Source organism: Flagellimonas algicola (genome assembly GCF_005937185.1).
Classification (GTDB): domain Bacteria; phylum Bacteroidota; class Bacteroidia; order Flavobacteriales; family Flavobacteriaceae; genus Flagellimonas; species Flagellimonas algicola.
The window spans coordinates 1,593,918-1,608,212 of the sequence record NZ_VCNI01000001.1 but is presented as its reverse complement, the minus strand read 5'-3'; the positions used below and the strand labels follow the sequence as shown (position 1 = coordinate 1,608,212).

7 protein-coding genes are annotated in these 14,295 nt (G+C 40.3%); 1 reads left to right on the top strand and 6 read right to left on the bottom strand.

Annotated elements, in window-relative coordinates; all coding sequences use genetic code 11:
* Positions 1-14: 14 nt before the first annotated feature.
* From FGG15_RS07075 to FGG15_RS07065, 3 genes are all read right to left on the bottom strand, one after another.
* Complete coding sequence (locus tag FGG15_RS07075) at positions 15-2,936, bottom strand: glycoside hydrolase family 2 protein (RefSeq protein ID WP_138834642.1); 2,922 nt, start codon at positions 2,934-2,936, stop codon at positions 15-17.
* A 33-nt stretch (positions 2,937-2,969) separates the two neighbouring features.
* Entirely contained in the window at positions 2,970-3,746 is a 777-nt protein-coding gene (locus FGG15_RS07070; protein ID WP_138834640.1) for a carbohydrate-binding family 9-like protein, read from the bottom strand.
* Positions 3,747-3,893: 147 nt separating this feature from the next.
* On the bottom strand, positions 3,894-7,208 hold the full coding sequence (locus FGG15_RS07065; RefSeq protein WP_161991932.1) for a DUF5107 domain-containing protein: 3,315 nt from the start codon (positions 7,206-7,208) through the stop codon (positions 3,894-3,896).
* Between the two features lie 289 nt (positions 7,209-7,497).
* On the opposite strand from FGG15_RS07065, the gene FGG15_RS07060 reads away from it, so the two are divergent.
* A complete protein-coding gene (locus FGG15_RS07060) occupies positions 7,498-8,685 on the top strand; it encodes a hypothetical protein (protein WP_138834636.1) in 1,188 nt (395 codons plus the stop codon).
* Positions 8,686-8,703: 18 nt separating this feature from the next.
* On the opposite strand, the gene FGG15_RS07055 is transcribed toward FGG15_RS07060, so the two are convergent.
* The 3 genes from FGG15_RS07055 to FGG15_RS07045 form a co-directional block, all read right to left on the bottom strand.
* The gene (locus FGG15_RS07055) at positions 8,704-10,473 is read right to left on the bottom strand and encodes an arylsulfatase (RefSeq protein ID WP_138834634.1); all 1,770 of its coding nucleotides are present in this window, start codon (positions 10,471-10,473) and stop codon (positions 8,704-8,706) included.
* Positions 10,474-10,736: 263 nt separating this feature from the next.
* Positions 10,737-12,452, bottom strand: a complete 1,716-nt coding sequence (locus FGG15_RS07050) for a sulfatase-like hydrolase/transferase (RefSeq protein ID WP_237561763.1) — start codon at positions 12,450-12,452, stop codon at positions 10,737-10,739.
* Positions 12,453-12,455: 3 nt separating this feature from the next.
* Entirely contained in the window at positions 12,456-13,853 is a 1,398-nt protein-coding gene (locus FGG15_RS07045; RefSeq protein ID WP_138834632.1) for a sulfatase-like hydrolase/transferase, read from the bottom strand.
* Between the last annotated feature and the right edge of the window lie 442 nt (positions 13,854-14,295).

Genomic DNA, 14,295 nt, shown 5'->3' with positions numbered 1-14,295 from the left:
TATTTTATCTAAAATCAGTTTTTCCATTCACTCAATTCCAGGGCATTTAGCCACACCCCTTTATTTCCTTTGCCATTGAAATTAATTACCGTGGGCTCCTTGCCATCAGAAACAAAAGTGAAAACACCCTTGCCGGGCAGTTCCCACTGCATTTCTTTTCCTTCGGTAACTTCTACCTCTACTTGTTTGTCCCCTTCAAAAGCCTCGGAGCTAACAATAATCCTTTTTTCGTAGGGCAATTCATGGATTGTTAGGGATTTGAGTTTTTCTTTGTTTGGATCCATGGAGTCAGAATTACTTCTAGGCGCATGATGCCAAGTTGTAAGCTTGTAGGTTCCCTGGGGCAAGTTCTCCAATACGAGGTCGACCCCTTCTTTGTCTATTGAAATGATTCCATCACCATAGGCATACCCATATTTTCCAATGACGTTCATTTCTCCTAGCCACCGATGTACACCATCCGAAGATTCCCTAATTAACTTTAGGGTCGCTCCCTTGAAAGATTTGAGTCCGTATGAGTTGTCTTTTTCATCGGAGCCGTTCCAAGCATTCCATCCAAATTGAAGTAATTGGTCAGATGCTCCCAAATCTACCCTCTCCCTTTTAAAATCATATATGGGGAGAGCATTTTTTTGAATCTCATTGTTGCTATGGGCCACCGAGGTTATAGTCGCTTTGGCTGATTTTAATCCTTTGGATTTAGCAAATACAGTTATATTGCCAGGAGTTGTTCCCGCCCTTATCAATGCAGGTGCGACTCCATATTCGGTAAACATGGGGTTCGCATTGATATCTGAACCATCTCCAACTATCGTTGCGTCTCCGTTTATCGAAAACGAAATCAAATTCTCAGCGTCCTTAACCGGCGTACCATGCTTATCCACTACGGTGGCATAGGCCAAAATAATATCGCTGCCATCTGCTGTAAATTGACGTCCCTTTGAGTCGATGGTCAATAGTATGGTTTTTGGTTTTTCTGCAGTTTGTATTGAGGTTTCCCTTGAACCACCATTTTCGAAATAGGCTTTTGCAGTCAATTTCCCAGGAGAATACGCTAAATTTTTAAAATGAAAAGGAGGATGGTCAAGACCGTCGTAAATCGTATCCTTACCGGTCTTTTTTCTATCGACCAATTTTCCATTGATTGAAAGTTCTACCTCATTTCCATTACTGAATACGGTTACTTCATTGGTATCTTCATTCCAATCCTCTTTGATACGCACAAATGGTTTTTTGTTCATTTCGGCTTTATACCATTCTAAACTGGGTCTGGGATACCGAAAAATAGTCATCATGCCACTTCTGGTGCGATCCCTTTTATCATTGGCCTTGGAATGCGCAGGATGAAATGTATAATATGCATGCGCTGTCCAGGATATCAAGCCCACCATTAATGAATCCCTTTTATGCTCGGCAACGGCCTTTGGTCCACTCCGCCCTTCCATGGCGAACATAGGTTCGGATCTGTCCCAAATAAAAGGGCCGTAAAGCATATTTGCGTTGATATCTGTCAACCCTGAAGACTGCCAACCTGTCCATCGGGAACCTTGTGAAGCAGTTAGGCGAATGGGATCTTCTTGTTTTGTAGCATTGTGGACTCTTGGCACATAACCCCGATGATTCACTCCGGCCCCCCACATCACAATAGATGGATGGTTTCTGTGATTTCTAATCATTGTTCTAGCGGCTTGATCAAGATTGTTCCACCAAAGTTCATCTTGTGACATTGAAATCCAGGTCGGAGCTTCTTCATAAACCAGGATTCCAAGTTCGTCGCAGGCCTGTATTAACGCATCATCTTGAGGGTAATGCGCAGTACGCATTATATTGAAACCGTATTCTTTAAACTGCAACATGTCTTTGTAGTGCAGCGAATTTGGCACCGCATCTCCTATATATGGATACTGCTGATGCCTATTGGCACCTATTAGCTCAATCGGTTTATCGTTCAGCATAAAACCTCTTTTGGAATCCAGTTCGAACTTTCTCAACCCAATTTTGTTCTCGACAAAATCGACTTCTTTTCCGTCAACTTTGACCACGCTGTTCACTCGGTACAAATAGGGATTCTCGATATTCCAGAACTCGACATCATCTTCCAAACTACCAATTTGGTTAAATTGGTATTCTTGCCCAGGTAAAATTGGGGACTCATCAACCAGTTTCAAAACAACAATTCCTTCTTTGTCAATAACCCGGGTTACGAGCTCACTATTAATTTTCTTGTTTTCCTCGTTCTTTACGGAAGTTTTGATATCGATTGTGGCATTTTTATTTATGGGATCAATGGTAGGAGTAGTAATGTTGACTCCTGAGCTTAGTGATTCCCAATTGAAGGTCACGTGAACCGGGGCAGTCTCAACTAAATAAAGATCTCTGTATAGCCCACTAAATTTTACATAGTCGAAAGGGCCTGGATCTGGGGGGATTGTTTCGTTTCTTCTATTATCGACAAGTATGGTAACTTGATTTTCTTGACCTCTTTTTATTGCATCAGAGACATCAAAATGGAATGGGGTATACCCACCAACAGCATGTTGCCCAACGTGTATGCCATTAATCCATAAGTCGGTCACTTGGTGGGCCCCTTCAAACTCCAAAAAAACTTTTTTGTTTGAATCATCAACCCTGATGTTTTTTCGGTACCAACCCACGTTTCTATGAAACACCAATTGAGTCTTCTCATCATTTAAATCATCTAAGGTCAAGGAGGTCAGGGCTAGGGTATGGGGTATATTGACCGTCTCCCAATCTGAATCATCAACATCGATTTCGTAGTTGTTTTCATTTGGACCTCCTAAATGAAATTTCCATCCTTGATTTAAGCTTATTTTGGTGCGTTCGGTATCAGGAAAGCCAAAAGGCAGGTTTTGGCCGTAGGTTTGGTATCCGATACCCAGAATTAGGAGAAGGGCAACACATTTAAATCGATTCATTATTTCCAGTATTATGTTTTAAGCTTTTATAATCTATTCGATAAACTCAAGCAACCCAAAACGGTTCGCCTGATGCACATTTTTCGAAATATCATAAATAGGAAATATGGTCGAAGTGCTTCTTCGCGAACCCTCAGCATCATTCCTATCTTGACGAACGGCCAAAAAAGCCCATTGATTACCTGCGGCGACCGGAACAACCTTCCCTAACGAACCGAAGTTGGCAAGTGGTATAGCCAGTTCCATAGTCCAACCTATGTCAATATCAGAATTGTCGTTTATTGTTCCATTATAGGTCACTTCCGCTTCAAAAACAGGATTATATGGTCTAAAGGCCAAATCTTTTCCATCATGGAAATTATTAAAATAGATAAAGTCGTTTGATGCTTTGTTCAAATTCAACTCATATCCAAAATGTGTATCCAAACTATCAGGAGCGGTAATTAAAAATAGTTCTGCGCAGTCGTCTAAATAGGGTTCCCCATCGCGTTCGGTTTCACGAACAGTGAGGAATTTGTCTTTCATTTCAAAAAAAACATAAAGCTTTGTTGTATCCCAAAGCATTCTCAGCGTGGTCTGCTGACTATCATCCGGTTTTTCGGCACGGTAGAAATAATTCAATGTTCGCGCTTCGGTTTTTTTCCAAGCGGACTCTTCCATTTTCCCGTCGACCGCAATCGCTTCCGATGTTCGGCTGACATTAAAAACAGGTTGTTCACCCAAGACCAATTTTTTGTCTGATTGGGCCGTCACAAAAGTCCAGCTCAATAGCGCCAGTGAAAATAAACCGAACTGTATTGATCTTTTCATCTCTTAAAAATAGAGTTCCGATAACCTCATCTCAAATGGAACGACGGTCAAATTTCTTCCTGGGCCATATTTATGGACTCCAGTGTATGGATTCAGGTTTGAGAAGTGATGGTACCTCCCAGTGTTTTCCTATTCTTGTTACTTTCTTTAAAGACTCGCCATTTCCTTTGCCCATAAATTGTTCTTGTATGTTTTCATAGCTGTTTTAAACAAACTTTGAGCTTTGTTTTTATTTCCCAATCCCAGATTACCGAGTGCCTCTAGATAATAGGATTTGGAAATTGCCTTTTTATTGGTGGCGGATGCCTCTTCCACGGCAACCAAAGTATTGGTGTCGCTACCCGTTCGTTGTTGCTGTCCGCGCTTAATTAATTCATTGAACATACGGGCAGCATCATCTTTTTTGCCCAATTTTTCGTTGGCCATGGCTTGATAGAAGAGCAAGTCGTCCATACCGCGACCATTTTGTGCTGAGGCACTCTTTTGATAGCTTTCGTTTGCTTTTTTGGTATTTCCCAGTTGTTCGTATGCCGTGCCCATATAATAATAGATCATAGCACTTTTTTCATCATGGGTGGGTTTACCCACCTCAAGATTCTCCGGATATTCCAATGCGCGTTCCAAATGGGAAATGGCCTTTTCGTGCTTCTTGTCCAGAATCAATTCCTTAGCTTTTAAGGTATGCGCATCGACATAGTGCCAGTAAGTTTCGCGACCGCCTTCCCAAGTTCTAAAATGGTGTGTGTCCAAAAATTGGATGGCTTCATCATAAGCTCCATTCAGATTTAACAACTTTACAAGTGTTTTTGGTGCTGCCACATCTTCACGAACTACATCAATATTTTCTTGCAGTATTTTCAAGTTGTCGGCAAAATTTTCATCCGATTCATCGTAGTATTTGGACAACTCTGCAAACCATAGCGGATTGCTCCCATTTAGGGCAATCGCCTTGGTCATGTTTTCGATGGCTTCTTTTGGATTTTTATGATGATAGAACGAACCAAAAGCCATATTTCGCCACACCATTGCATCGGCATTTTCGGACGTACTTGCCCTTTGCCAAGCTGCTATGGCATCATCAGGTCTATTATCATATAGAAGATTACCCAAAAGGTAATTGGCCTGCGCATTGTTCTCATCCGTTGCGATAGCATAATTTAGAACAGTTTCAGTTTCCGAACGATAAGGAAATACATACGACAAAGAGGTATTTTTTGCGCTGTTCAGGTACTGACGTGCCTTATCTTTATCGCCATTCTGGTGATTAAACCATGCCAGGTAAAAATGCACCAATGGGTTTTTGGGGGCATCCAGACCGGCTAATAGTTGGATGCCTTCTTTCCAAAGCCCCGCGTTCATATAGGTGAGGGCAATTTCCAGGTAATTATTCTCAACATCTTGCATGTTTTTGTGCCAATCCACCAACGAAGGTTTATTGGCTAATAACTGCTGTTCGTAAAGCGCTGTAAAATTCAATGGGTCATAGGCCAGTTGTTCTTCAAGAAGTCTTTTTGCCTTATCTACATTCCCGTTTTTTCTTAATAGAGCAGCAAACAATGTAGTGATGCGACCATCTCTTGTATTGGTGGAATAGGCCTCATTAATGTACTCCAGAGCTTTTGTTACATTACCTTTTTTGCTTTCGAGCTGTGCAAGTTCAAAATTACTGGCGGAAAACCACTGATAATACCAGGTAGCCCTTGCCAAATCTTTATAGGCTTTGTCATGGTTACCCAGTGCTTTATGGGCCAAACCACGGAAGTAAAATAGTTCACCTTCTTTTGGTTGATAGTATTTTACTTTAAGCTTTTCGGCAGCGGCTTGCAGGTGTTCCAATGCTTCGGCATACCTCATTTGGTTTAGACGGCGCTGACCTAAAGCAATATTGGTACGATAGTCGTTTGGGGATTTTTTTAAAGCGGCCAGGTAATAATCATCAGCGTTCATACCAGGGCGATTAAATTGTTCTACGAACCTGCCTGTCAAGTACAAATCTTCAACAGTTTCGTAGGCCGCAGGTTCCTTTACCCTTTTTTGGGTTTCGGGCAACTCTGGCTTTTGAGGTTTGTAGGGCCGATATGAGATCAGTTCTTTGCCGGTGGCATCATACAATGCGACATGGAGTTGATATTCGTCTAAGGTTTTGCGATTTTTAAAGGTTTCCGTAAACGGATTGGCCGGGTCGATATCAATATTCTTTTCAACCAAAACAGAGGCTCCACTTTTCAAGATTACTTTAGCGTTTTTAAATGCTGAAGTTGTATTAAAACCGTAAAAAACCGACTTTGCATTCCGCATTTGTAAAGTAACCGAAGCATCAACGGTGGAGTTTTTAACCACTTCTAAGTCTCGAATCGGGTACCAATAGTTTTTCGCATCTTTTACAGAGTGTGGTAATATCCAACTATAATCGGGTTGGTTATTCGAAAAAGTACCCGTCATCAATTCTACATAAGCTTTACCATCATCGGTAAGTTTTCTTCTGGCATTCTGCCCTTGGAGCCCAGGTCCAAATTGCCATAATTTTGAGGCATTGTTTTCGTGCTTGTCGCCCACATGAACGGTACCTGCTTTTTGCCCGTAATCATAGCCGCCTATGAACCCTTCTTCAATATCCCACATAAAGAAAGAGACAGGATTGGGATGATTTTTCCACCACGTCAGGTCAACCCCTTCAGGATAGCTTGTTCTACCGTAATTGTCTGTTGCGTTGGACACAGGCCACTTAATAAAGCTACGGTTGTTGTGAAACACCCCAATTTCTTGACTAGGCGGCCAAAACGTTCGAAAGTCTTCGTTGGAAGTAATGGCCACATTGGCCCAAAAAAGAAACGTCTTGGTTAGGGTATTGGTGTTGGTTATGCGATAATCAACATCGATATATGATTTCCCCGGATGTAATGTCATACCAATAACCCCTCTCATGCCCATGGTTTTTTCTGTTTCGCCAATCCATATGGTAGCACTTCCATCGGCATTGTTCACCATCCGGTAATCACTGGGCAACATTGTGCTTGTCCGATGATGATGCGGAAAACACCATTCGATACCCCCGGAAACCCATGCACCCAAAGTTCCAATCAAATCCGGTTTAATAACGCTATTGGTATGAAATAATTCATGTCCGTTAGTTTTGTCAATTGCCGAAAATAGACGACCGCCAAACGCAGGTAGTACTTTGACCCGTATGTATTCATTTTCTAAGTAGACCATTTCATAAGTTATGTCTATTAAAGAGTCCCCTAGTTTGGTCTGTGATGGATAAGGATAAACCTTTCCCTGAGCACCTTGGACACTCCTGCCAGTATAAAAAATTGGACTTACTTCATCTGCTCCCCTTTTATAGGTGGGGATTACTTCGGTACCCTCATAAACTTTAACTTGGGCGGTAAGAATACCATTGCTAAGCACCAAAAAAAATAGGGCCATTGGCAGAAGACAAACAATTTGTGAACTTTTCATTTTCATTCTTTTAGGTTTGTTGCGGATTATCGTATTTTAATATGATGAAACTCAAGGTTTCTTAATTGAATTTTAAAATCAGGGATTTCATATTTTTAGTGTTACTATATTAGGAATAATCCTTGCTACAGCCAATAAAATCAATGTTCAGACCTTGTGCAGAGTTTTGAATACATTTTGAATAACTAGAATGAAGGACAACGAACGGTTGAAATATTGCTTAAACCAAATTGAGCAAAAACTAAATTGGGAAAAATCCGAATTTTGGCGAGAACCCCAATTTATTCGATTGTCTAAAATAATTTCTGAGGCTTCAAATATTTCGATTAGTCCACATACCCTAAAGCGACTTTTTGGAAAGATAGAGTACAGCAAATTTTATAATCCACAGCGTGCAACAAAAGATGCTTTGGCAAAATACTTGGGTTATACAGATTGGATGGCTTTTAGTGCTTTTTATAAGGAGAAAGTAGGAAGTGAAACCGAGCCTCAACCTAAAAATTATAAGATGTTGAAGTTGGCGGGACTATTGTCCTTGGGGCTAGTGCTGATTTGGGTGTTGGTACAAAGTTTTATCTCGAATAACCTGCAAGCTACCCTAGACGAAACATCGCCCTTTTCTTTTGAATTGAAAGATGGAGGTGGTTCCGTACCGTATACCGCTTCGGTAAGTTATAATATTGAAACACAGCGCAACGACAGTTCTTATATCGACTTTGATTTTAAACATCCGGTATATGGGCAACAAGTATTCAAATTGAATAAAGAACAATTTCTATACAACTACACTTATCAAATTCCTGGGTATTACAACATAAAACTTCTAAATAACAGGCGCATACTTGCAACACGAAGTATATTGGCAACCTCTGATAATTGGGACAGTTATTTAAATTACGAAGCTAAATTGAAGCTTTGGCTTGATAATGAATTGCCTCCCGCCAAAAAATTAGGTTATATGACCTACCCTTCGGACTCGTTAATTAAAAACGGTTACGATGTCAAATCAGTGTACTATACCACGCATCGCTTTTTTAATAGGTTTGGAGTTGATGGTGATAATTTCGAAATGGAAGTGAGATTCAAAAACTCAAAAGAGACCGGCGGAATTACTTGTTACGATTTCATTACTCGACTGTATGGAGAAGAAAATCTAGTTTATTTGAAGTTGATGGAAACAGGATGCTCCGGTTATTCTGGAATAAAAATAGGAGAAACCGAAGTGACCGGTGCTAAAGAAAACCTTGAAGGCTTAACTTTTCTTGATGAACGCTGGAATATTTTGAGACTAGAAGTGAAAAATCAAAAAGTCTATGTATTTATAAACGACCAATTAATTTATTCGGACATTTACGAAGGCAAAAATGGATCAATTGTAGGTATTGAACATGTGTTTAAAGGCTCAGGCATCTTAGATTACGTTCGATTAAAAGACGGTACAACGCAGCGTGAATTTTTTGATGATTTTGACGAGTAAGTTTCTACAGAAATATTTTTATTGCTCTCTTTTAACATAGGTGTAATACACCCCATAGCTATTATCATCCTCCAAAAAATCATTGATCAATAAGGTTTTCCCTTTATCGAGTTCAACATTAAAAATTACTTCCAAATCACCAGGTACTATCTCCTTTTCCAAGATTAGATTGGCAATTTGTATTCGTACTTTTTCCGGTGTAATAGCTTTATATGCAAAATCGTCCGATCTGGTTTGTAAAGGCAAACCTAAAATTGGCCCAGGGTGTTCTTTGGGCCACCTACGGCAGGAAATGATGTATGTACCTTTCTTGGCAATTTCGAGGGCATGGGTATTATTTTTATTTTTGATACCTGCTGCTACCTGCTCGGTTTTCCAAATACCACCATCTTCGCCTATGGCGTGCTGAATAGTAAATGTTAATTCCTGTTGAGCTTCGTGGCCAGCAATAGCCAAGGGCAATTCATAGTACTCGCTATTTTCTTTTGTTTCTTTTAAAAAAGCAGCATTTTCCTCTAGTAATTGGGACACTATTTCAGGATGGTCTTCAGAAAGGTCCTGTTGTTGTTTGGGGTCATTTTCAATATTGTACAACTGTTTTCCATGCAATAACCGCCATTTATCTTTTAGAATACAAGTTTCCATCACATCTTTAGGTGGTCGCCAGTCTTGTCTACTGTGCATAAAAACAGAACGCTCTATTAAGTTTTTATTCGCTTTAAACAATAGTGGTGAAAAATCAATGCCATCTGGGTGCATGGACTCCGGTATGTTGAGTTCACACAAGCCTGCTAATGTTGGTACAATGTCAACATGGGCCGTTAAGGCTTTCAGGTCTGTACCTCCATTTATTTTCCCTTCGGGCCAACGGATGAAAAAGGGAACTCTATGGCCACCTTCCAATTTATCTCCTTTTATTCCCTCAAAACCTTTGTTATATCCAAATTTACCATCAGGACTGTACCCAAAACGAGTACCATTATCAGTCATAAAAATGAGAATGGTGTTGTCTTCTAAATCCGAATCTTCTAAATACTCACGAAGCTTTCCAAAGTTTTCATCAATATTGGCAATCATTCCGTATAAGTTTGCACTTATGATTTCTTTACCTTCTAAATGTTGGTAGGGTTTTGCATATTCTTCAGCAACTATTAGCGGGTCGTGCGGGGCATTGGTGGATAGGTAAATAAAAAAAGGTTCGTCTTTGTTTTGGTCAATAAATTTTATTGTTTCATTAAACCAAACATCAGTGCAATATCCCTTAAATTGTTTGGGTTCGTTATTTACAAAATAGACATCGTCAAAATAACTGTTGCCCCAATAATCCGATAGTTCACCCACCCCACCAGCAAGGTGATGTACCGCTATCTCAAAGCCACTATCTGTGGGCCTGTTGGGGTAATTGTCACCCAAATGCCATTTGCCAAATAAGGCGGTTTTGTAGCCGTTCTGTTTAAACATATCTGCCATGGTGGTGGCGTTTGATAGAGCATCCCTCCCCTTAAAAGTGGCCCAAGCGCCATTATTAATTGGGTAGCGCCCAGTCATAATTGCAGCTCTGGTCGGGGTACACAGTGGACTTACATGAAAGTCGGTCATCCGAACAGATTCCTTATAAAACTTATCAATGTTTGGCGTTTTAATCCACGGATTGCCATGGGCACCCAAATCTCCAATACCTTGGTCATCGGTCAACACCAATATTACATTGGGCTGTTTTTGGGCCGTTATGTTTGAAACTGTACCGCTAATGGCAAAAAATAGCAGATAAATACCTAAAATTCTCATTTTTGAATTACAGATTACAATTTAGAGAGACCATCCCGCAGTGTTCAATTATAAGGGTCTTTTTGTTGCTTTAGTAAGGTTTTTTCATCCCCCAATCTCTGGAAGTTCTATTGCTGACCATGATAGCCTCGTAAGATCCTTGAATCTGGTTCTTGTATTGGTTGTTCATTCTTTTTTCTTTTTAGCAATCCAAAAATTGCTTGCTGATAAAATGCATCTTCAATTATTGCCAATCACCCCTAAAGCTTCATCTGCTGGCTGTTTCATTTTGGTTCGATAATTACTCCGCGTTCAGACTCACTGTCGGTGGTGTACCTTAGCACTTGTGGTGGTTCTGCACCCCGCGCATTATTAATTTCATTGACCCAAATTTTTCTCATTTTTTCCAATATGTCTTTGTGACCTGTTTCATTTGCTAGATTGGTAGTCTCTTGTGCATCATTTTTAAGGTCGAAAAGCTCTTCATAAACGGCGGCCTCTCCTTGCAAAGGGGCTTCTATAAAATGGCGATATAATGCAATGTCGGGATCATGGACTTTATAGAGCATGCTCGTCAAATTAATGCCCATCTCCTTGGCGGTTTTAATTTTTTTTGAAGCCGACAGATTCTCATTCTTATAATAGCGAATGTATTTCCAGTTTTTGTCTTGCACCGATTCACATCTTGGATTGCCAAACTGTGTGGACCACAGGTTTTCCGTATAAAGATAATGTCTTGGGTCGGCTATGGAACCTGAAAGTACTTCAGTAAGGGTTTTTCCTTGATAGGTGCTCGGAATTGGAATACCGGCCATAGTCAATATCGTTGGAGCAATATCGATACTTTGGACCAAGGCATCGGAAGTTTTGTTACGGGTCGACTTTTTTGAATACGGGTCGAAGATAATCATGGGTACACGGGTGGTGATTTCATAGCAGAACGCTTTTCCACCTAAGCCAAATTGACCCATAAAAAGGCCGTGATCAGCGGTGAAGATAATCACCGTGTTATTATCTAATTTTTGATTTTTTAAGGTTTGTCTAAGTTGGCCCACTAAACGATCAATGCCCGTCATGGCTTGTAGTTGTCTAATGTATCGTTCCTTTAGTGTTTCAGGCTCATTCACATAATCGTATCCCACTTGTCGGTCCTCAGTACGATGTATTTCTAAGGGAAGCTTAGGTGTTTTTATGTCCTTTTTTGCCACATAATTTTTGGGAAGCGGGATTTCCATGTCTCTATACCATGTTTTATACAAATCATCATCGGTGTCACGCATTTCCATTGTAGAGGTGCTAGCACCATGCGGAAGGTTAAAATTCACGGAAAGCATAAAAGGTTTATCCTTGGGACGCTGGTCTAAAAATTTGACGGCACCTTGCAATTTTTGTTCGTTCGAAAGAAAATCTTGAATGCCCTCACCAATTATTTCTGCCTGGGTGTCAGCGTTGGCATGGTTAAAAATGTGATGTATTTCTTTGGGATAGAACCGAAGATGTCCATGGCCTGCATACCAATAATCAAAACTTTTTTCCATAACACCGCTGGCGTAGCCACCTTGGCCAATGGGCACGTGGTTTTTGCCAATCCAACCCGTGTAGTAGCCATTTGTTCTCATGACCATCGGATACGTATTTTGCCAACCTTCTATAGACAAACTCGTTCCCGAATTAAAATTAATCCCGTGCTTACGTTCAAATTGGCTGGTTAAAATACTTGTTCGGCTGGGGGTACAAATAGCACTGGTTATATGGGCATTGGTAAACAACACACCATCTTTTGCAAGTTGGTCTAAATGGGGAGTCTGTACAATGTCATTGCCAGTGCAGCCCATCATACCGTAAGTTTGGTCATCTGTTAGAATAAAAATAAAGTTTGGTTGGCCTTGAGCCATCGCGTTTGCTAATGCGATTAAACAGAGTACAGTTGAAAGCACCAAATTCATAACCTTGGCATTAAAAAAATGTAGTTGCTTTCTATCAGATCCTAATATCTTCATATGTTATTTCTCTTCAGATTTCAATGATTTTGCCCTATCACTTTCCCATTTTTTCTCTTCTTTAAGCACATTTTCTTGGTGCGGGTCTAGCCATCCGGGAGATAGGTTTTTACTATCCCATTCCAAGTAGGCCTTTTCCAATTTAGCAATTACATTTGGATGCCTTTCTGCAATATCGGTACGTTCGTAGGGGTCATTCTTTAAATCAAAGAGCATTTTTTTACCCTTATAAGCACTTTTGTAAAGTTTGAAATTACCCTCCCGAACGGCATATTCAAAGCCGCCAACTGAACGCCAGAACAATTTTTCATGCGGGTTAGCTGTGTTTTCTCCAGATAAATAGGGTAGTAGACTAGTACCATCGAGCTGTTTCTCCGTTTTAGGATCGGTGCCGGCAGCTTCTAAAAAAGTTGGAAAAAGGTCAAGTGAACTAACTACACTCTCATATCGCATTGCTTTTTTCAGATGCTTGGGCCAGGTTATGAAGAACGGCACCTTAATTCCGCCTTCAAATAGCATGCCTTTATGCCCTCTATTGGGTCTATTGTCCGCATGTTCCATTCTTCCGCCATTATCGCTCAAGAAAACCAAAATCGTATTTTCTTTAATTCCGTTGGCAGTCAAGGTAGAATCAATTTTCCCAACACCTGCGTCAACGGCATTGACCATGGCAGCATATATACTTCTTCCTGCATATTCAATATGCTCGGTGTTTTTTAGGTATTGTTCAGTAGCATGGTCCGGTGCATGCGGTGCGTTGTAAGCGAGATAGATAAAAAAGGGTCTGTTGTCATTTTTATTTATAAAATCGATGGTCTCATTGGTAAAATCATCAGTGAGATAATGAAGTTTGTTTTGGGCTACGGGTGCTCCATTTCTAAAAACTGTCCGTAACGGACCATTGGGTTTTCCCCAATAGTTCATTCCACCACCGGGAAAACCAAACCAATGGTCAAAACCTTGTTTTGTTGGATGCAGGTCAGGGTGGTCACCTACATGCCATTTACCGATTGCGCCTGTTCGATACCCTTGTTCCTTTAAAGCCTCTGAAATCATTTTTTCGGAAAGTGGTGTACCAATGGTAGCATCATTTTCAGTATCATAGGGCATGTTGCAATCATGCCCAAAACGGGCTTGATACCGACCGGTTAACAATCCCGCCCTAGAAGGACTGCAATAAGGGTGGGATACATACCCGTTGGAAAATATAACACCCTCAGCAGCCAAACGATCTAAATTTGGCGTGGGAATATCTGTTGCTCCATTAAAACCAACATCGGCCCAGCCTTGATCATCGGTTAGAATTACAATGATATTTGGTTTTTCTACTTGTCCAGTTAATGGAAGGATGGTTAAAAAACCAATTATTTGCGCGACAAAATGGTTCAAGTTTGCTTTCATGCGGTATAGTCAATTACAAGAAAGGAAGTAAATTCTTCTGTACATTTTTATAATGAAAAAGTTGAATACGAATAAAAATGGGCTTAGTCACAACTCTTTTCACATACCAGTTAAAATTAAGAAATGATTGTTTTTATGGAAGCGGATAAAACATTACAGGTGCAGGTTTGATCATATGTGATAGTAAAAAGCAACGAACCGAATTCTTAACAAAATTCTGATCACATTTTTTTGCCTTGACCATTGGACAATACCTTTTCATGTTAAAGATGTCATGCGTTAAGATGAATCATTAAAAAGAATTAAAAAGCCTATTTCAGAGGAAAATAAAGCAAGGTAAAATGACCATTTGTTCTATACATTAGAACATCTTTGGTAGGCAAATGGGACGAAAAACGGGAATTTAGACTTCCGGCAAATAGTGCCTTAACCATTAATACAT